This is a genomic window from Mucilaginibacter sp. L196 (assembly GCF_009765905.1).
In the GTDB taxonomy this organism is placed as follows: Bacteria; Bacteroidota; Bacteroidia; order Sphingobacteriales; family Sphingobacteriaceae; genus Mucilaginibacter.
This window is the reverse complement of record NZ_LMUO01000011.1, coordinates 384,447-405,186: the sequence shown is the minus strand read 5'-3', so window position 1 is coordinate 405,186 and position 20,740 is coordinate 384,447. Positions and strand designations below refer to the sequence as shown.

Annotated in this window: 11 protein-coding genes, 2 tRNA genes and 3 rRNA genes; 5 read left to right on the top strand and 11 right to left on the bottom strand. The window is 41.0% G+C overall.

Annotated features, from left to right (window positions below; translation table 11 throughout):
* Window positions 1-172: 172 nt before the first annotated feature.
* The 3 genes from GSQ74_RS09300 to GSQ74_RS09290 all read right to left on the bottom strand — a co-directional run bounded on the left by GSQ74_RS09300 (window position 173) and on the right by GSQ74_RS09290 (window position 3,213).
* Complete coding sequence (locus tag GSQ74_RS09300) at window positions 173-1,051, bottom strand: M48 family metallopeptidase (protein ID WP_158992476.1); 879 nt, start codon at window positions 1,049-1,051, stop codon at window positions 173-175.
* Between the two features lie 336 nt (window positions 1,052-1,387).
* Window positions 1,388-1,924: a hypothetical protein gene (locus GSQ74_RS09295; protein WP_158992474.1), complete on the bottom strand. Its 537-nt coding sequence runs from the start codon at window positions 1,922-1,924 to the stop codon at window positions 1,388-1,390.
* Between the two features lie 263 nt (window positions 1,925-2,187).
* Window positions 2,188-3,213, bottom strand: a complete 1,026-nt coding sequence (locus tag GSQ74_RS09290) for an aldo/keto reductase (RefSeq protein WP_158992472.1) — start codon at window positions 3,211-3,213, stop codon at window positions 2,188-2,190.
* 173 nt (window positions 3,214-3,386) lie between these two features.
* Here GSQ74_RS09290 and GSQ74_RS09285 point away from each other — a divergent pair, with 173 nt between their 5' ends.
* Window positions 3,387-3,713, top strand: coding sequence for a hypothetical protein (locus tag GSQ74_RS09285; RefSeq protein ID WP_158992470.1), 327 nt, complete (start codon window positions 3,387-3,389; stop codon window positions 3,711-3,713).
* A gap of 88 nt (window positions 3,714-3,801) precedes the next feature.
* On the opposite strand, the gene GSQ74_RS09280 is transcribed toward GSQ74_RS09285, so the two are convergent.
* Window positions 3,802-4,779 (bottom strand): acyl-ACP desaturase, encoded by a 978-nt coding sequence (locus GSQ74_RS09280; protein ID WP_158992467.1) that lies wholly within the window; start codon window positions 4,777-4,779, stop codon window positions 3,802-3,804.
* A 53-nt stretch (window positions 4,780-4,832) separates the two neighbouring features.
* On the bottom strand, window positions 4,833-5,969 hold the full coding sequence (locus GSQ74_RS09275) for a glycoside hydrolase family 5 protein (RefSeq protein WP_158992465.1): 1,137 nt from the start codon (window positions 5,967-5,969) through the stop codon (window positions 4,833-4,835).
* Window positions 5,970-6,053: 84 nt separating this feature from the next.
* On the opposite strand from GSQ74_RS09275, the gene GSQ74_RS09270 reads away from it, so the two are divergent.
* From GSQ74_RS09270 to GSQ74_RS09255, 4 genes are all read left to right on the top strand, one after another.
* The gene (locus GSQ74_RS09270; protein WP_158992463.1) at window positions 6,054-7,400 is read left to right on the top strand and encodes a sensor histidine kinase KdpD; all 1,347 of its coding nucleotides are present in this window, start codon (window positions 6,054-6,056) and stop codon (window positions 7,398-7,400) included.
* A gap of 13 nt (window positions 7,401-7,413) precedes the next feature.
* A complete protein-coding gene (locus GSQ74_RS09265; protein WP_158992461.1) occupies window positions 7,414-9,501 on the top strand; it encodes a cellulose biosynthesis cyclic di-GMP-binding regulatory protein BcsB in 2,088 nt (695 codons plus the stop codon).
* Between the two features lie 105 nt (window positions 9,502-9,606).
* A complete protein-coding gene (locus GSQ74_RS09260) occupies window positions 9,607-11,445 on the top strand; it encodes a glycosyltransferase family 2 protein (RefSeq protein ID WP_158992459.1) in 1,839 nt (612 codons plus the stop codon).
* Window positions 11,442-13,016, top strand: coding sequence for a hypothetical protein (locus GSQ74_RS09255; protein ID WP_158992457.1), 1,575 nt, complete (start codon window positions 11,442-11,444; stop codon window positions 13,014-13,016). Before GSQ74_RS09260 ends, GSQ74_RS09255 begins: the two co-directional genes overlap by 4 nt.
* Before the next feature lie 9 nt (window positions 13,017-13,025).
* On the opposite strand, the gene GSQ74_RS09250 is transcribed toward GSQ74_RS09255, so the two are convergent.
* The 6 genes from GSQ74_RS09250 to GSQ74_RS09225 all read right to left on the bottom strand — a co-directional run bounded on the left by GSQ74_RS09250 (window position 13,026) and on the right by GSQ74_RS09225 (window position 20,055).
* Window positions 13,026-13,943 carry a bestrophin family protein gene (locus GSQ74_RS09250; protein ID WP_158992455.1) on the bottom strand — a complete coding sequence of 306 codons (918 nt, stop codon included), beginning with the start codon at window positions 13,941-13,943 and terminating at the stop codon, window positions 13,026-13,028.
* A 607-nt stretch (window positions 13,944-14,550) separates the two neighbouring features.
* Window positions 14,551-14,662: ribosomal RNA gene (gene rrf, locus GSQ74_RS09245) — 5S ribosomal RNA — on the bottom strand.
* Between the two features lie 238 nt (window positions 14,663-14,900).
* A 23S ribosomal RNA gene (locus GSQ74_RS09240) occupies window positions 14,901-17,782 on the bottom strand.
* A 234-nt stretch (window positions 17,783-18,016) separates the two neighbouring features.
* Window positions 18,017-18,090 (bottom strand) — tRNA-Ala (locus GSQ74_RS09235).
* An 88-nt stretch (window positions 18,091-18,178) separates the two neighbouring features.
* Window positions 18,179-18,253: transfer RNA gene (locus GSQ74_RS09230), tRNA-Ile, on the bottom strand.
* A 280-nt stretch (window positions 18,254-18,533) separates the two neighbouring features.
* Window positions 18,534-20,055 (bottom strand): 16S ribosomal RNA (locus tag GSQ74_RS09225).
* The 16S, 23S and 5S rRNA genes sit together here with 2 tRNA genes alongside, the layout of an rRNA operon.
* Window positions 20,056-20,740 lie beyond the last annotated feature (685 nt).

Below are 20,740 nucleotides of genomic sequence, written 5' to 3'. Positions count from 1 at the left end.
AACAAACGCGGGCGAAGCTAAAGTCTCCCCTTCCGGGGGAGATTTAGAGGGGGCTATATGCTTGGCGCCCCCTTAACTTAATGACATTGGGCATTAAGCTCGGGCCCGCACTGAGCCTCGCCGAAGTAGCCGGTATCCGCTGCAATCGGGTTTAGGTAACAGGGGCTGTGTATCAAAATCCCAACCTAACCGCAGCTTTATATATATCCGAATTAGGCAACGACCATCCTTTTGCTTTCACTACCCATTCCTTATAGTCATCATCTTTACCCATTTTGTGGTACACGCTTGCCAAATTAAAAGCCATCTCAGCTTTGGTTTCGTTACTCCCTTGTGCATCCGGGTACAAACTAATGCCTTGCTTATAAAGCGCTATTGCCTTATTATAATCCTTTTTATTCATATAAGCATAGCCCAGCTCGCGATAGAACATGATGTTCTTAGGATCATATTTAACCCCGTTCTCTAATACTGTAATAGCATCATCAGGCCTGCTTAATGCATTGTAAGCATAAGCAACCTCAAACTCCAAACCCTTGTAATGCGGGTTAGCTTTGTATGCTTTATCCAGATACATTAACGCCGTTTCGCTATCGCCTGCAGCATTATAATTAAAGCCCATTCGGTAGTTATAAAACGTTGATGTATCATTATTGAATTTATAGTATAAATTTACCCAGCCTGGGCGCGGTTGTATATTTAACTCCTTAAAATGCTGTGGTGGCGGTAACGCTACGTTCATTGTATTTGGCTGCAACCTATATTTAAGAGACCGGGTTCTGGTCATACTGGTATCACCAACATAATGTCCATTAGCATCAATGGTGAAAAACCCTTTAAGGTCCAGCGTAAATCCAGCCATCTCATCGATGTAAATAAACCCGTAATAATATCGTGCTGAAGTATCTTTCTTCGGCATTACAACCCATTTCAACTCGCATCTGGTAAAGCGTTTATCAAATTTTAAAACAGTATCAATATGCTGCGTTTGCTGTGCAAATGCCTGAACTATTAAGATGGTAAAAAAGCAGGTAAGCAGTATTTTTTTCATAGGCAATAAGGTTTCGCCCTAAAGCTAAGTAACATCTACCACAAAAAAAGAGCCTTGAAAAAACTCAAGACTCTTTATATATAAACACTCACTCTAAAATTTCTTAATAACCCCGGTAATAATGGTGGTGATGTGGGTAACCATAACCTACATAGCAACCTGATGTTACTGATACAACCGCTACTCCTATTATCAATGCTAATGCAAAAATTCTCTTTTTCATAATCGTATGTTTTAATTTCGACAACCAAATTTGCGGCTGTTTATTTATTGGATACAATTAAATGCAAAAGGATTAATCCGGGTTACATTATTTTAACATGTGCTTAAAAAAACTTACTGATTTGCCTTAGTGATGTTAACATCAAATTTACCATCGGTAATAGTTTGGGTATCTGTGCTGGTTCCGTCTTCATTAATTAGTACACCGCTAAAAGTGCCTTGTACATTTGTACTGCTTAGGGATGTAATAATAATCGTAGTAATATGAACTGCCGAAAAATCTGTACCAAATGTTACAAGGCTTGAAACTGATGTGTTTTTATAATATCCTACAAAAGGAGTATAAACAACATCGTTGCTAAGTGCTGATGAAATAGTATAAGTCCCCGTAGTAATCGGCTTATAGGATGATATCCCAATTTGGATACCCTCCTGGGTAGCGCCTGTACCTCTAAAACCGGATATGGCAATAGTATAAGACGGAGTATCAGCCGACTCAGCCACCACCGATGTGGTAAAGGTTTCGTTAACTCCGCCAATAGTTGCCGAGATAGTGCCAACAGCAGTAGTATTAGATTTAGTAGGGTCACTTTTTTTACAAGATGCGAAAGCAAGCATTATACATGCCGAGAAGAGTAATAGTTTTTTCATTAAATTGTGATTTAAGTTTAAGTCTAGGCAAAGATAATGCCTAAATGCAGATAAATAACAAAAAGCCTTTAACAAAATGTTAAAGGCTTAATATTTTAATGATTTGGCACGCCCGGTGGCGGAGGCGGCAATTGATGCCTTGGCGCGCAGCTGCTACTACCCAGTACTGCCAGCGTTAAAGCAAGCAATACCGCGCTGATGAATCTTTTTTTCATGGTTGATGTTTACTATTTATTTTTAATAATCAACCACTTACAGGCATATTATCGATTACGCTTCTCCACCCTATCATAAAACCCGCCGAATGAATTAGTCCTAACCGCTTCCTCCTTAAAAAAGTCGCCGGGAAAGCCAAGCGATATAGCGCTAACCTCATCCAGCCTTTTCAGTTGATCGTCGTTAAGCGTAACATCCATCGTTTTCAAATTATCATGCAGCTGGTCAACCTTAGTAGCACCGATGATCGGGATGCACGAGAAACCCTGCTGTCTTGTCCAAGCTAAAGCCACATTCCCCGGCGATATACCCAGTTCATCCGCAATAGCAATAACTACTTTAGTAATTTTCTCACTGTGTTCACTCAAACGGTTACTTTCGGGTTTGATGCGGCCTTTTTCGCCGCGCAAATATTTGCCGGTTAATGCACCGCCTGCCAATGGTGCCCAGGGCGTAACCGTCATCCCAAAATGTTTAGCCATCGGTATCAGCTCGCGCTCCGGTGTGCGTTGCAGTAAACTATATTCAACTTGCAAAGCAATAAACTGGCTCCAGCCCATCAGTTCGGCAAGGGTATTGCCTTTGGCTACCACCCAGGCCGGTGTATCGCTTATCGCGGCATAGTTTATTTTGCCTTGCTTGATCAAATCATCCATACCGCGCAATACCTCATCAATCGGGGTAATATCATCCCAAATGTGCAGGTACAACACATCAATAAAATCAGTTTTTAAGCGCTTCAAACTTTCCTCAACGCCACGCATCATATTCTTGCGGTTATTGCCCGATGCGTTTGGGTTGGTGATGTTATCCTTCAACGTATATTTTGTCGCCAGCGCGAAATAATCCCTATCGTGATTACTCAAATAATCTCCGATAATCTTTTCGCTGGTACCAAGCTTGTAAACATTGGCGGTATCAATAAAATTGCCGCCAGCATTGGCAAAGGCATCCATTATATCGAAGCTGGTGGCAGCATCAGCACCCCAGCCGCCTTCGGTACCAAAACCCATGGTACCCAAACAAAATTCCGAAACTTTAAGACCTGAACGACCCAGTAATTTGTATTTCATATAAGCCCCCTCTATATCTCCCCCGGTAGGGGAGACTTTTTATTTTATTGTTAAATTTAATATTAAACACCTATTTTAAAGCCCTCCCTTCCGGGGAGGGTTGGGTAGGCTTTTTAATACAAACAATATTAATACACTTTTGGTTGTAAATTTATATATAAAGTCATTTTTACATGAAAACGATAACCCTGCATAAGCCGCTTAAAATCGATGCCATATACAATCATCTGTCCCAAAACTTAAACCCGTTGTTTAATAAGCACAAGCCTACTATATTTAAATACAATGTAGATAATACCGGAAATGCCATAGAAATAACCCTTCCCGAACTGTACGAAGGGGTACTATACCGCATCGAATTAGATAACGACAAACTCAACATAACCCGTTCAGAGCATTATGTAGATGATGTAAACTCGTTAACTCTGGAAAGTGTTATGAATGAATTATTTGACGATCTATCCGGCAAAGGCGGCACAGATCTGGTGCAGGAGGGATGAATCCGCCCCCTCTAAATCTCCCCCGGTAGGGGAGACTTTATTTTAAAGCTTTTTAAAGCCCTCCCTTCCGGGGAGGGTTGGGTGGGGCTTAATTAATCCAAGTAAATTTATACTCTAACATGGGATTTTTCATACGTTCGGCAACGCGCAGTAAACGGTTTGGCAGGCTTACTATATAATCACGTGCTTTTTCGCCGGCTTCGTTAAGCTCGGGCATGCTTTCAATGTGCCAGTCCTCAATCAATTCCTTTAAAATATCTACGTAGTCAATAGCGGTGTAAATACCCAGGCGTTGCGCGGCATCGGTAAAGTGACCAAAAGTTTGGCCTATCTTTAATCCTACCTCACGCAAAAAGTGCGCAGGCATAACAATCTTTTTGCGCATCATATCTTCAAAAGCGAGCATGGCACCGTTAGGGTCAACCTCGAATATTTTTTCGATAAAATGTTTATACGCCTTGGCATGGCGGGCCTCGTCAGACGCGATCACACCACACATTTTTGATAACAAGGTATCACCATCCTTTTTAGCCTGTGAAGCCACACGGCGGTGAGAAATATTGGTAGCCAGTTCCTGGAATGAAGTGTAAATAAAATTGCGGTAAGGATCATGCCCTGTACCGATGTCAAAACCATCAGCGATCAGGTATTGGGTTGATACCTCCATCATGCGCATATTAACACGGCCCGATAGGTATAAGTATTTATTCAGCAAATCACCGTGGCGGTTTTCTTCAGCGGTCCAATGGCGGTTCCATTTCATCCAGCCACCTTCTTCATCATCAGATACACCCTGAACCATCGCCAACCATGATTCATAGCTTGGCAAAGCTTCTTCGGTAATGGTATCACCAATCAGTACAGCAACCAGGTCATATGATAACCCTTTGGCGCTCTCCTGCATCTCTTTAATTTCACTAAAAAATGTATCTCTCGAAGCATCTGGTAAAAAGTCGGATGGTTGCCATATGGTATCAATCGGCTTCAAATATTCACCCATTTTTTCGAGCATAAATTTCTCGATATGTACCATTACTTCCCGTCTCTTATCTTCAAAGAATTTCATAAAATGTATCAGTAAATTGCAAATGTACTTATTTTAATATAAATAAAAATATATCATTTTGTAGCGGTATAACCTATGGCATCTTTCATACATGTGGGTAAATTCTCAACAGACGGCGGCCCTGTAAAAATGGAGAACCCATCGTTATATTCCCACAACATACCGGGTATATTTAATCCTTTTAACGCGCCTCGCATTGCTTTAATATAACGGCACCGGCTATCCAAACCGGCATATTTATTATAAACGCCATATTCGCCGCACAGTATGGGTACGTCATATTTATTGCTCCAGTTTTTAACGATTTGTAACTTGTCCCTGAGCGATTGCTCGTTGCCATCTCGCGGGTATTGTTTGTAATTAGCTTCACCCCAGGTACCTGCCGTCCCGGGATTAAGCTTTGGGAAATTTTCCCCATTATATGGAAATGATACCCCAGTTGTTGCCGCAGCCGCGCCTACCCATTCTGCACCCTGGTGGGTAAAAAGAAAAGGCTCATAAAAATGGAAAGTGTATATAATGTTTTCATCTGCAAGCCTTACAAACCGGCTTAGCTCATAAATACTGTTATAATTTGATGCGCCAACAATCAAGGTTCGGTGCTTATCAACTTCGCGTATGGCGGTAACAATATTATATGCGGCATCTTTCCAAATTTGAGGGTTCATGTGCGGCGGCTCATTATACAATTCAAAAAAAAGGTTGTTTGGGTTTTGGTTGATATAACGTTTTACCAAAACCGACCATAATTTAATAATTTTGGGTGTTTCCGCTAAATAATTGCTGTCATTTAAGTTACCGCCATGGTAATCTATTATTAATTTAAACCCATACAGGTTGCACTCTTTTACTACATAATCAACATGTGCCAAAACTTTTTCAATCGGTATTTGGTGCGATTCGTAATAAGCAAAGGCTACAGGTAGGCGAATACTTTTAAACCCGAGTTTTTTAAGCAACCTTAAATCGGCAGGGTTAATTTCACTGGTATCTAATACATTCTTATTCCAAACCTGCTCCAACCACGAAACACTGATACCATTGTTTAAACTTTGCGCCCTATTAAATATCAACGCCCTATCGGGCAATATTTTTGGTTTGCTTTTTGCATTAAGGCACAGTATAGCAATTCCGAGTAACAATATATGCCTGAATGCGATTGAAATAATGTTGCAATTTTCATTAGCCATATTTTTAGTTTATTTTTAATCGCGTATAATTATAATAACATAGACCTAATTGCATACTTAATCATAATTTAAGAAAAACGAATAATGTTTATTCAGATTACTAAAGAAGAACTTACCCGGGACTTATCAAAAAAGGCCTGGTATCAAACCAACAATATCATATTCAGTATTATACTGTTATACCCCTTATTCAGTATAGTTGATTTTATTTGGGCAAGTGCCGTATGGTTACAGTTTTTTATAGTACGTATTATAATAAGTGTTGTTATATATGCCTTGTATTCCTTTTTTCAGTATAAAAAATACAATTACCGCATATTATTACATATATCTTTCCTGCTTTTATCGGTAACATCAGCCCTACTGTGTACACTGGTAAATATCGAACAATTAAATATATACTTTTTATTGTACTCGGTTATAATACTATTCTTCAACCTGCAGGTTTTTTGGGAGCCTGTTAACTCGGTAATACAAACATTAATAGCCTTTTTATTACTGGCACTGTTTTTTAATCTTTTCGGCGAGTATACCTTAGATGCTTTCATCAGTAATGGTGGCGTATTCTTTTTTATAACGGCTGGAATATCATGCCTTATCCCTACCGCCCGTTACACGGTGATTGAACGTGATGTGCGCTCCCAGATCCTGATCGAAAAATCAAACGAGCAGCTTAAAGATCAAAACCGCGACATTAATGAGAAAAATAAAATCATCGATATGCAATATGAGCAGTTGCGCAAACTTGATGAGCATAAAAACAGCTTTATAAATATTGCAGGCCACGACTTAAAAAACCTGATCGGTTCTATCGTGATGAGTAATAACATGTTGAAAGAAGAAAGTTACAGGTTAAGTGCAGATCAGAAGGATTTTGTGGGTTACATAGGTGACTCAGCCGAAAAAATGCAATATATGTTGAACAAATTGATGGATGTGAAAGAAATTGAATCGCCGGAAATGAACTTCAACATGGAAGTATTTGATATAAACGCCGAAGTACTGCACGTATTTAAAGGCCTTGTTGAAACCGCGCAGATGAAGAACATTCACCTGGTTGATAATATTTTGAAATTACCCTTACAGGTAAGGCTTGATAAAGTATTCGTGGGCCAGGTATTTCAAAATCTGTTGTCAAACACTATTAAGTTTTCACAAACCAATAACAGCATAAAAGTAATTACCAGTCTTCAGCGCCAAAAATTTGTATTTGAAATTATTGACGAAGGTATAGCTATAGGGCAGGATGAGTTGGATATGATGTTCAACAAGCTAAAAACCCTTAATGATGCAACCGGATCAAAAGAAAGCAGGCTTGGTTTAGGCCTTTCAATAGCCAAATTAATGACCAAAGAGTTGGGCGGCGAATTAGTTTACCGCAGCGATGAAAACGGCAACTATTTTAGAGTAGAATTTTACGTAATAAATTAACACATTCGATCAGATGAATAAATTTTTAAGCTTTTTAGGCCTTGCATTACTATTAAGTACAGTATCATTAGCGCAGCAACAAGCTATAATAACTTTTAAAGCTATGGGGCACGAAGATGAACCCATTTATGGAATGAGCGGGTCAACCGCGTTTTTCCTTAAGTTAGCCCCTCAATATGAGGTTAACGGCAGCAAACTTGTTTTATTCTTTGAGCCTTCACAAGCCTTAATAAAAGATAAATCATTTATTAACATTTTGATCGATGACAAGCCTGCTTATAGTAACAAGCTCACCGCTGATTCTATAGAGCGGCTTGTACTCAACATCAATAAGGCTGATATATCACCCGGCGGATTTTTAAAAATCCAGGTAAAAACGTTAGCTACTATTACGGATGATAAGTGCCGCGACCTGGATAACCCGGCAATGTGGATGAAAGTTAAGAACTACTCTTACATCTCATTAATTAAAAGCGATAAAAACTTTTTCACAAACGTAAACATTAGCAATTGCTTTGATTCAAAAAGAGCTATTGTATACCCTGCCGACCCTTCAATTCATGATCTTAAAGCTGTAGCATGGGCATATGCCCGCCTAAAAAAAGCTGGTGTAAATAATATTGGTGTTTATGAAGTTGATAAAAAACCGGATAGCATACGTAACTATATTTCAGTTGGAAATATAAACTCAGTACCGGCAGATCAACACAACTTTATTACTGTTACGCCACAAAATAACGAAGGGTTATTTTTCTTACACAAAGAGATAAACGTAGTTACAGATACGGTAACTCAAATTGTTACTACAGGCGCCACTACTCAAGAAGTAAAGATTCCTGTCACTCAGCGAAAATCTACTGAAATTTTATTTGTTACCGGTGGCGATGATGCCGGTTTGGAAAAAGCCATTACCGCTTTAGGAAATATGAATATTTTAAACTCATCATTTGGTAATTACTTACTAATTGATGTTGCTCAAAATACTTTCACTAAAAGTGTTGACGAAAACCGCTCTAAACTTACATTAAAGCAAATTGGCGGTACAAGTAATTTCATGTCGGGTATTGGATCGTTGAAAAGCTCATATAATTTTAAAAACAGTGATTTTAGCTTTACCCCAAAAGAAGTTGAAATTCACTTCCAGGGTATTTATAGCAGCTTAAACCCTGGCGACCGTGGCTTTTTCAATATCTATCTTAATGGTTCATTAATAAGCAGTCAAAAACTTGATGCATCGGGTAAATTAAATGTTTCTGTATCTATAAATCGTTACCAGCACCACAAATACAATACGCTTGATGCCGAATTCCGCTTTTATCCAAACAGCGGTAACTGTTTAAATAGCTTTATCAACTTCTTTTCCGAAATTGATGTCGATCAATCTTATCTGGAGTCGAAAGACCCTTTCGTAACAAATGATCTAAGCTTTTACCAATATCCCGAGGCATTTAATACTGGTAAAACCCTCATTGTTATTTCAAAAGATATCGAAAAATATTCAGGCCCGGCATTGGGTGAAATTATATACGAGTTAAACAATAATATTAATGCAAATAATTTCCCTGAGTTTGTCTATTCAGACGATGTACAACCGGCAGATTTGAAACAAAATAATATTGTTGCGATTTTATCGCACAACGATAAAATAATGAACCAATTCCCGGATGCGCCAATTAAGTTCCAGGATAAATTCCGTTTATATAGCACAGATGATAATAAGGTAGTATATTCTTTATCTGATAGCGTATCAAATGGCCTCGCTCAGATATTTTACGGTCGGAGCAATAACGCAACGCTGGTATTAACTGCCACAGGTACTGAAATATCCGATGCATTACTTTCAGCTTCAAGATCAATTACCGAGCAGCTTTCAACGCTATCAAGCAACGTATCTATATCTGATGTTAACTCAAATAAATATTTATTTAACATCAATAAATCAAGCGAAAACCTGGAGTATATTGATACCAAAAGCTTACTTACCCGCTTTTGGGAATCTTATAACCTGTACATACTATTAGGTATATTAATATTGATATTGTTATCCTTCCTGTTCGTTCGTTCAAGAATTCAAAGGTCTCAGGATCAATTTAATGATTAATTGCTTTTAAGCACTATTAAATCTTATAACCAACCTGCTTTGGCGGCCTTTGCAGCTGCCAAAGCAGGTTAAAATTCATAAAACAATTTGTTAACAGCAGTAGATATGTCGATCCCGGAACTTTTGGTAAGTGATGGTTTTATTACATCAGATGATAAGCGAAGGATTAAAGATCTATCAGCCCAAACAAATACCTCGTTTATAAAGGTAGCGCTTACCTACGGCTACATCTCGCGTAAAAATTACGAGCGCATACTCATCAACGCCAATTACAAAATTGAGGAAATAAGAGACCAGCCTTTTGATGTTGAAGTTTTAAAGAAAATAGAATTAAGGTTTGCCGATGACCGACTGGCACTGCCTTTACGCATCGAAAAAAATAAAGTGGTAGTCATAATGGCCGACCCAAGCGATGAACTTTTCCTTGATTTTATACGTGTTACCTACAGTCTGGAACCACAGGTTATTGTAGCATCTGACCTGGACATATTATGGCTCTCGCATAAACTCATCGGCGAAAAGTATGTAAAATCTGCCGTATACGAACTTTTAAATAATGATGCCGAAAGCTCGGCCATTGTTACGTTTACATCCCCACAACTTATTTCATTGTTTGTGCTTATCGCCGTTGTAGCTATCGGCTTGATGGTTAATTTTAAAAACACATCCATACTGATCAACGTGCTGTTAAGTTCGTTTTTCCTGGTTGCTATTATATTCAAATTGTTCCTGGCCTTAGTTGGCTCCCGGTTCGAGCTGCATCAGGCCGTCACCAAAGAAGAGTTAGCTTTAATTAATGAAGATGACCTTCCTATCTACACCATACTACTCCCGGTTTATAAAGAAGATAAACTGATCAAAAAGCTAATCTGGAACTTACAAAGCCTCGACTATCCCCGCGAAAAACTCGACATAAAATTAGTTATTGAAGAAGATGACGATAAAACCTTAAACGCGGTTCGTAATCTTGATTTTCCTGCAATATTCGAGGTAATCGTAGTGCCGTTCCACATGCCTAAAACCAAACCAAAAGCTTGTAATTATGCGTTGCACTTTGCCCGTGGCAGATATTTAACCATATATGATGCCGAGGATATTCCTGATACCGATCAGCTTAAAAAAGTAATCGCCTTATTCAATAAGCTGCCCGAAAATTATATCTGTATTCAAAGTGCGCTCAACTACTTCAACCGTAATGAGAACTTTTTAACCCGGATGTTTACCCTCGAGTATTCCTATTGGTTTGATTATATGCTGCCGGGATTGGATACTTTAGATATTCCTATCCCATTGGGCGGTACAAGTAACCACTTCAAAATCGAGCACCTGATCGAGCTCGGCGCCTGGGATCCATTCAACGTAACCGAAGATGCCGATTTAGGTGTACGTGCTTACGCAAAAGGTTATAAAGTAGCCATCGTAAATTCCACCACTTACGAAGAAGCTAATAACGAGCCCATCAACTGGATTCGCCAGCGTTCACGCTGGATAAAGGGCTACATGCAAACCTACTTAGTACACATGCGCAATCCTTTTAAACTCATAAAAAAATTAGGCTGGAAAGGATTTATAGGCTTTAGCTTCTTTGTTGGGGCCACGCCACTTACTTTTTTGGTATACCCGCTTTTGCTTGCCATATTTATCGCTTACTTAATATTTGATTTCTCAGGCATCCGTAGTTTATTCCCTGATTGGGTGCTATTCATGTCCATCTTCAACCTCATGGTTGGTAACATCTTGATGATATATGTAAACATGATGGCCGTATTTAAAAGGCGTTATTATGAGTTGATATTATTTGCCATAGCTAACCCGGTTTACTGGTTAATGCACTCCATTGCAGCGTATATGGGCCTGTACGAATTGATTGTTAAGCCTTTTTACTGGCAAAAAACCAACCACGGTATAAGTAAAGTTAATAACCCGGTAAACGTAGTTAAATGAGATTTTCCAAATCATTCTTCTTACTATTAATTACGCTATTTTTAGCAATATATTACCTTGTTTGCGGTGTTTACCTTAATAAGCTTGGCTACACCAATGCGGAGTCTCTTTTTTATATCGAAAAAGCCCGTATAGTATTTGAAGGCACCGGCAGCAGGATCAAAGTAATGGGATTAACGTCACCTATTTTTCCATTCTATGCCACATTCATATTTTTTATAGCCTGTAGCAAAATGCTCGCCCCGGTTATCGCGTCAGCAATAGGTACCGCCATACTATTTAACATCATGTCCGGCACCCTGGTAAAAAGATTTAATGACGATTTTTACCTGCTAATACTGCTGATAATATTCATGCTTCATCCCGGCATACTATATGTGGCATGCTCAGGCAAAAGCATTTATTTGGTACTTATCTTCTTTTATCTTTTCTTCCTTAATATACTCAAGTTCTACAAATCAAATACAACATTCCATATCTCCATAGCCAGTATATGCCTGGTAGTATTGGTATTTTGCGATTATAAATTTATCTGGCTTACCCTATTCTTTATCCCGCTGGTATTATCAATAGCCATACAAAGCCTAAACCTCAGCGAAAAAGAATCCATATTCCGGCTGTTTTTAAGCTTTAACAGCCCTTCGTTACGGCGTAAGCTCATTAGCAAAACATTTGCCTTATACATCATCATTTTCATACTGCCTATTGCGTCAGTAATCGTTTTCAAATTGCTCAATCTAACCCACGCTAACGATTTAAATTACTTTTTAGAAAGCCCTTACGCAACATGGAATGTATTGAGCGAAAGAGTAAATTTCGACCAGATCACCAGCTCCCGGGCAAGTACGATCATCCCGCAGGAAATATCGCTGCTGATCAGTTTAAAGGCCTTAGTATTTTGTCCGATGATCATATTGGCCATTTATCTGTTCAGGCGTAGCACCTACCAAATACTTACACTATTAACACCCTTTGCGCTCATCGAATTTCTACACATAAAATACGATAAAGTATTTTTGGCATACGAATATTATCTCATCTTTCTGGTACTGGCACTATTGTGTATCACGTTTAAAGCCCAATTAATACACCGGCAAAAAACCTTAAAGCTTGCACTCATAATACTGGTTCCTGTACAAATTTTTACAGGTTACTTATTTTTGGCGAAATCAAATTTACCCGAAGAAAGAAACTTTATAACAACCCTACTAACCCGCAAATCATCCGGTATTGATAACCAGGATAGCAACCGCGACATTTCCTACTACTTAAATGGGCTCCCAAGTAATTCCAACGTTTTGGTTGATGATGCCATTGCCTACCCGCTAATTGCTTATGTAGATAATATTAAGCAGCTAACCATGCCGTACCAGGATGAATTTTCCAGTGCTATCGAGTCCCCTCAAAAATATGACGACTACATACTGGTAGCAACAGCTAAAAATATTGTTACCGGCTACACACAACTCAATAATAAGTATATCGCCATTATAAAACAGGCAAACTCAGCATTAAATTTGCGTATAGTTTACCAAAGCGATGATTGGATATTATATCATATTGAGAGGTAATCATCGAGCTTAATTCGCGATATATAGATCCGGAACCGGCTGTATATCAATCCGCTTACCCGAAATTTCCAGTAAGGTATTTCTGATCATATTACTCATCCCGTTTAAAGCCAGGTCGTTTGGCTCTATGCCAAATGGTTCTTCAATTTCATCAGCAATAGCCTCCAAAGCAACAAACGTATAAGCGATAAATAATACGATTATCGGGGTCATCCAGCCTAAACTATCCACAAAACCAAATGGTAATAACAGGCAATAAAAATAAACCGTCCTATGCAGCATAACCTTATAGGTAAAAGGGATTGGGGTAGATAATATTCTTTCGCAGCCACCAACAATATTTGAAAGCTCATTAAAATTCTCATCAAAAGCCGCTAGGATTATAGAATCCATATTTCCTTTCTCCTTCGCATCCCTTGCCCATTTCGCCGCCTCCGAAAGAATGATCATCGGCTTATATTTAACAATACTTAAATTCTGTGCTAATTCATTAGGTAGCCACTTTTGCATATCACTGCTGGCATCAGTACCCCTTAATTGATGTTTCAATGCATAAGTAAAAGCTATCAGGTAATTAATGAAAGTATCAGTCTCTATAGACGGACTTTTATACCCACTTAACGTAATACACTGCCTTGCTAACGATCTCGTTACGTTTAATAAGGCTCCCCATAATTTACGCCCCTCCCAAAACCGATCATAACTCGCGCTGTTTCTAAAACCTAGAAATAAAGCAAGCGCTATCCCAAACAAGGTAAACGGTGCCGGATTTAACGGGATTTTATGATTGAAGAATGTGCCTTTAAAATAAACAACAGCAATACTCAAAATAAACAACACTATTAACCGGGGAAGTAATTTGGGCAGAACAGACCCTTTCCATACAAACAACAGTTTAAACCAATGCAAATTCCTTTTTTGTATCATGAGTATTATAAAATAATGGATGCAAATATCAGCATAAGATGATATAAGATTGATTTCAAATGCTAAATAAACGCAAAAAGCCTACGTTGATTAAACGAAGGCTTAAATTTGGCCGTGATGCATTAAATAGTTTAGCAAAATCATATTTCCCTGAAAACCAAAGCCACAGCTTTCTACAACGGATAGCCCCGCTATGCGCTCATACGGCACAAAACCTTAGCCACTGAGGCCGGTATCCGCTTCTATCGGGTTTAGGGAAGAATGTCAGTGCAAATTAAATAGCTAATAAATCACCCCTCGCTGTTCGTAGTCTCTGACTATTACTGTCCGGTAAAGATTAAAAAAAAGCAAGGGAGGTTTTTAAAGCCCCCCTCTGGTTTAAGAGTTAGCGCAGCGCTCTTAAATCTATTGATACTGGAAGTCTCTGACTTCCCAGCCAGGTAGGCTCTTAGATTACCAACATTCCCGCAACACTCAAAGCCTTCGTTTATACGCGAAGGCAATTGAGTTATGTATTCTTGTTCCTGGTTAGAAAAAGGTTTTAAACAATAAACCCCTCAATCTTTCGATTGAAGGGTTCTGTTTAATCGCTGTTAAACGGATTAAGATTTGGCACCGACCTACTCTCCCACATTTTACTGCAGTACCATCGGCTCTGGCGGGCTTAACTTCTCTGTTCGGAATGGGAAGAGGTGGACACCGCCGATATAGGCACCTGAATATTTTTATAGTTTAAAGTTGAAGGTTTAAAGTTGAAAGTACTTTTGACTTTTAACTTTTGACTTTTAACTTGTAAACAATGACATATTATTGAAAGAAGTGATTGAATAAGAGAAAACAACAGTTTAGTGTTTGTTCAGGTTGAAAGTTCAAAGTTTAAGGTTTAAAGCTAATATTCTTACGAATACTGACTTTTAACTTTCAACTCATCTACTTTCAACCCTATTATTACCTGCTATGAGAAAGCTTCGGGCAATTAGTATTACTCGGCTATGATGTCACCACCTTTATACCTGTAACCTATCAACGTAGTAGTCTGCTACGACCCTCAATGGAAGTCTCATCTTGTGGCTAGTTTCGCACTTAGATGCTTTCAGCGCTTATCTATTCCCAACGTAGCTACTCTGCAATACAGCTGGCGCCATAACAGATTCACCAGAGGTTAGTCCAACCCGGTCCTCTCGTACTAAGGTCAGCCCCACTCAAACTTCCAACGCCCACAACAGATAGGGACCGAACTGTCTCGCGACGTTCTGAACCCAGCTCGCGTGCCACTTTAATGAGCGAACAGCTCAACCCTTGGGACCTTCTCCAGCCCCAGGATGTGACGAGCCGACATCGAGGTGCCAAACCTCCCCGTCGATATGAGCTCTTGGGGGAGATCAGCCTGTTATCCCCAGCGTACCTTTTATCCTTTGAGCGATGGCCCTTCCATGCAGAACCACCGGATCACTATATCCGTCTTTCGACCCTGATCGACTTGTCTGTCTCACAGTCAAGCAAGCTTATGCTATTGCACTCCTCATACGGTTACCAAGCGTATTGAGCTTACCTTTGAAAGCCTCCGTTACCTTTTTGGAGGCGACCACCCCAGTCAAACTACCCGCCAAACAATGTCCCCGACATAGCCGGGTTAGACACCAAATACAGAAAGGGTGGTATTTCAACGTTGACTAACCGACTCCTAGCGAAGCCGGATCACAGTCTCCCACCTATCCTACACATCCTGTATCCGATATCAATGTTAAGTTGTAGTGAAGGTGCATGGGGTCTTTCCGTCCCGTTGCGGGTAACCGGCGTCTTCACCGATACCACAATTTCACCGAGCTCATGGCTGAGACAGCGCCCAGATCGTTACACCATTCGTGCAGGTCGGAACTTACCCGACAAGGAATTTCGCTACCTTAGGACCGTTATAGTTACGGCCGCCGTTTACCGGGGCTTCGATTCAATGCTTCGGTTTAACCCTAACATCCCCTCTTAACCTTCCGGCACCGGGCAGGTGTCAGGCCATATACGTCATCTTTCGATTTTGCATAGCCATGTGTTTTTGTTAAACAGTCGCCTGGGCCTTTTCACTGCGGCTGATATTGCTACCAGCGCCCCTTCTCCCGAAGTTACAGGGCCATTTTGCCGAGTTCCTTAGCCATGATTCACTCGAGCACCTTAGGATTCTCTCCTCGACTACCTGTGTCGGTTTACGGTACGGGTTTTTATAACCTGAAGCTTAGCGGGTTTTCTTGGAAGTCTGATTACCTGAACTATTACCTCACCCGAAGGCTCAGTATACTATCAGCTTTCAGCATGGTCTGCGTACTTAACTACAGTCCATATACCTACGGCCTTTAACGAACTATTCCGTCAGTTCGCGTCAGTGTCACTACTCCGTCACCGCATCGCAGTTATAAAAAGTACTGGAATATTAACCAGTTGTCCATCGGCTACGCCCTTCGGCTTCACCTTAGGCCCCGACTAACCCTGATCCGATTAGCGTTGATCAGGAAACCTTAGTCTTTCGGTGGGCGGGTTTCTCTCCCGCCTTATCGTTACTTATGCCTACATTTGCTTTTCTAATACCTCCACAGTAACTTACGTATCTGCTTCGCCGGCAATTAGAATGCTCCCCTACCAGTATATACAATGTATATAATCCATAGCTTCGGTATAACGCTTAATGCCCGTTTATTATCCATGCCCGATCGCTCGACTAGTGAGCTGTTACGCACTCTTTAAATGAATGGCTGCTTCCAAGCCAACATCCTAGCTGTCTGTGCAATCGGACCTCGTTAGTTCAACTTAGCGTTAATTTGGGGACCTTAGCTGATGGTCTGGGTTCTTTCCCTCTCGGCCCTGGACCTTAGCACCCAGAGCCTCACTCCAGCGTATATTAATAAGCATTCGGAGTTTATCTGGATTTGGTAGGATTTGACTCCCCCGCACCCAATTAGTAGCTCTACCTCTTATTAACTCAACCGCCAGGCTGTTCCTAAAAACATTTCGGGGAGTACGAGCTATTTCCCAGTTTGATTAGCCTTTCACCCCTACCCACAGATCATCCGGAAACTTTTCAACGTTTATCGGTTCGGTCCTCCAGTACCTGTTACGGCACCTTCAACCTGTCCATGGGTAGATCACAAGGTTTCGCGTCTACCCCCTCTGACTATACGCCCTTTTCAGACTCGCTTTCGCTTCGGCTGCGTGGCTGAACCACTTAACCTTGCCAGAGAGGAGTAACTCGTAGGCTCATTATGCAAAAGGCACGCCGTCACAGAACAAGTCTGCTCCGACCGCTTGTAAGTACACGGTTTCAGGTTCTATTTCACTCCCCTGTTCGGGGTTCTTTTCACCTTTCCCTCACGGTACTGGTTCACTATCGGTCTCTCAGGAGTATTTAGCCTTACCGGATGGTGCCGGCAAATTCCCACAAGGCGTCTCCGACCTCGCGGTACTCAGGATACCACTATCCTATTATTACTTACCCGTACGCAGCTCTCATGCTCTATGGCCGGGTTTCCCACCCCGTTCCGGTTCATTTTAATATTCATGTTGTGGTCCTATAACCCCGGTTATGCCGTAACATAGCCGGTTTGGGCTGTTTCCATTTCGCTCGCCACTACTCTGGAAATCACTATTGTTTTCTCTTCCTCTGCTTACTTAGATGTTTCAGTTCAGCAGGTTCGCGCATTTATGCAATTAGTCTTCAACTAATTAGGTTTCCCCATTCGGAAATCCGCGGATCAATTCATATTTGCTGATCCCCGCGGCTTATCGCAGCTTATCACGTCCTTCATCGCCTCTGAGAGCCAAGGCATCCCCCGTGTACCCTTTCTTACTTTCTTCTACTATACCGCCTTTTGCTCGGTATGTATGCTTTTTAGTTAGTCATTGTGTCATCAGGGCATCAGGTCATTGGTCTTACGACTTCTGACTCAACACTTCAGACTCAACAACGTCCCTTCTGTTGTTTTCTCTTTCAATTACTTCTTCCAATATGTCAAAGAACTTTTACCCCGGTCTTCCATTGCGGATCGCCTTTTTCATTATCCTTGCCTTCCGGCAATCGGTGGGTATAGTGGAGAATAACGGATTCGAACCGTTGACCCCCTGCGTGCAAGGCAGGTGCTCTAGCCAGCTGAGCTAATCCCCCTTAAGATTTATAGTATCAAGTCGCTAGTATCTAGTATCAAGTATTTTGTCTTGTTACTATGTACTTGCTACTAAGTACTTCACCTCTGTAGTCCCGAGCAGATTTGAACTGCTGACCCCTACATTATCAGTGTAGTGCTCTAACCAAACTGAGCTACGGGACTTTGTGATTTCGGATTTCAGATTTACGATTTCGGATTTTAGTCAATCGTAACTCGTCAATCGTCAATCGTAATTTCTTACAATCTCGCCATTTCAGATGTTTAGTGCCACTAATGGCTTCATCTTTTGGGTTTCCTTTTGTGTGTTTTTAATTAGATTGGAGTATTGAGATTTTTTTGTCTCATATTTCACATCTAATGTCTCACATCTAATCTTAAGAAATAATCATGTAACGAGCAGTTTTAAACATACTCATGCTGAGAGTGAGGGAACCTGCTCCAGAAAGGAGGTATTCCAGCCACACCTTCCGGTACGGCTACCTTGTTACGACTTAGCCCCAGTTACCGACTTTACCCTAGGACGCTCCTTGCGGTTACGCACTTCAGGCACTTCCAGCTTCCATGGCTTGACGGGCGGTGTGTACAAGGCCCGGGAACGTATTCACCGCAGCATTGCTGATCTGCGATTACTAGCGAATCCAACTTCACGGGGTCGAGTTGCAGACCCCGATCCGAACTGTGAACAGCTTTTTGAGATTGGCATCCTGTTGCCAGGTAGCTGCCCTCTGTACTGCCCATTGTAGCACGTGTGTAGCCCCGGACGTAAGGGCCATGATGACTTGACGTCGTCCCCTCCTTCCTCTCTATTTGCATAGGCAGTCTGTTTAGAGTCCCCATCATTACATGCTGGCAACTAAACATAGGGGTTGCGCTCGTTGCGGGACTTAACCCAACACCTCACGGCACGAGCTGACGACAGCCATGCAGCACCTAGTTTCGTGTCCCGAAGGACTGATACGTCTCTGTATCATTCACTAACTTTCAAGCCCGGGTAAGGTTCCTCGCGTATCATCGAATTAAACCACATGCTCCTCCGCTTGTGCGGGCCCCCGTCAATTCCTTTGAGTTTCACCCTTGCGGGCGTACTCCCCAGGTGGAATACTTAACGCTTTCGCTTAGACGCTGACCGTATATCGCCAACATCGAGTATTCATCGTTTAGGGCGTGGACTACCAGGGTATCTAATCCTGTTTGATCCCCACGCTTTCGTGCCTCAGTGTCAATAAAACCATAGTAAGCTGCCTTCGCAATTGGTGTTCTGTGACATATCTATGCATTTCACCGCTACTTGTCACATTCCGCCTACCTCTAGTTCATTCAAGCCCATCAGTATCAAGGGCACTGCGATAGTTAAGCTACCGTCTTTCACCCCTGACTTAACAGGCCACCTACGCACCCTTTAAACCCAATAAATCCGGATAACGCTTGGATCCTCCGTATTACCGCGGCTGCTGGCACGGAGTTAGCCGATCCTTATTCTTACAGTACATTCAGCTTGATACACGTATCAAGGTTTATTCCCGTATAAAAGCAGTTTACAACCCGTAGGGCCGTCTTCCTGCACGCGGCATGGCTGGTTCAGGCTTCCGCCCATTGACCAATATTCCTTACTGCTGCCTCCCGTAGGAGTCTGGTCCGTGTCTCAGTACCAGTGTGGGGGGTCATCCTCTCAGATCCCCTAAACATCGTAGCCTTGGTAAGCCATTACCTTACCAACTAGCTAATGTTCCGCATGCCCATCTTTGTCCTATAAATATTTGATGAAGTCACAATGCTGTGTCTTCATGTTATGCGGTCTTAATCTCTCTTTCGAGAGGCTATCCCCCTGACAAAGGTAGGTTACATACGTGTTACGCACCCGTGCGCCACTCTCATGGAAAGCAAGCTCTCCAATCCCGTCCGACTTGCATGTATTAGGCCTGCCGCTAGCGTTCATCCTGAGCCAGGATCAAACTCTCCATTGTAAAATGTTTTGTTTGTTCACTGACCCTATTATTAATTAATAGAATCTGTGTATTATTATTTCTTTATACAAGATCCTCTCTTTCTCTCTTCTTTTCGTATATCAAACACTTTGATACTACTTCAGTTCCTTTTCCTTATTTGTTATTCGCATAACTCTTTAGGAATCTTTCCCCGTTTTCGTACCGAAGCTTTCAACTACGTTACATGATTTTCTATTTCTTAAAAGAACTTTTTCCCTAGCCTTCCCGGTTCGGATTGTATTTCGATCTTCTCTCTCGAGATTCACTTTTTCAATTTTGTTTGTTAGAAATCGCTTCTAACTTTTTTGCCTCCCGGCTTTCAGCTTTTCACCTCTCGGTGACCCTTTCTTTTGGGACTGCAAAGGTATAAACCTTTTTCTTATCTCCAAACTTTATTTTAAAGTTTTTTCCGCCGCTTTCCTTCTCACTTTTCTCCTTCAATTGCGGGCTGCAAAGGTATAAACCTTTTTGTATTTTGCAGTATTTATTTCATTTTTTTCACCTGCTAAAAGCAACATCGCGTTACCTTTTTTGCGGGTTGCAAAGGTAATCACATTTTCATATTATGCAATGGCTTGCTTAATAATTATTCAATAAAGCTTGTAAAGCTTTGCAAATCAGCAAGAAAAATTTGCATGAATATTGCCTATCATTACTTATATAC

Coding starts and splice junctions, on each gene's coding strand:
- GSQ74_RS09260 (WP_158992459.1), top strand. CDS start 9,607: ATGTCGATCCCGGAACTTTTGGTAAGTGATGGTTTTATTACATCAGAT.
- GSQ74_RS09290 (WP_158992472.1), bottom strand. CDS start 3,213: ATGAAATACAAATTACTGGGTCGTTCAGGTCTTAAAGTTTCGGAATTT.
- GSQ74_RS09270 (WP_158992463.1), top strand. CDS start 6,054: ATGTTTATTCAGATTACTAAAGAAGAACTTACCCGGGACTTATCAAAA.
- GSQ74_RS09295 (WP_158992474.1), bottom strand. CDS start 1,924: ATGAAAAAACTATTACTCTTCTCGGCATGTATAATGCTTGCTTTCGCA.
- GSQ74_RS09285 (WP_158992470.1), top strand. CDS start 3,387: ATGAAAACGATAACCCTGCATAAGCCGCTTAAAATCGATGCCATATAC.
- GSQ74_RS09300 (WP_158992476.1), bottom strand. CDS start 1,051: ATGAAAAAAATACTGCTTACCTGCTTTTTTACCATCTTAATAGTTCAG.
- GSQ74_RS09250 (WP_158992455.1), bottom strand. CDS start 13,943: ATGATACAAAAAAGGAATTTGCATTGGTTTAAACTGTTGTTTGTATGG.
- GSQ74_RS09255 (WP_158992457.1), top strand. CDS start 11,442: ATGAGATTTTCCAAATCATTCTTCTTACTATTAATTACGCTATTTTTA.
- GSQ74_RS09275 (WP_158992465.1), bottom strand. CDS start 5,969: ATGGCTAATGAAAATTGCAACATTATTTCAATCGCATTCAGGCATATA.
- GSQ74_RS09280 (WP_158992467.1), bottom strand. CDS start 4,779: ATGAAATTCTTTGAAGATAAGAGACGGGAAGTAATGGTACATATCGAG.
- GSQ74_RS09265 (WP_158992461.1), top strand. CDS start 7,414: ATGAATAAATTTTTAAGCTTTTTAGGCCTTGCATTACTATTAAGTACA.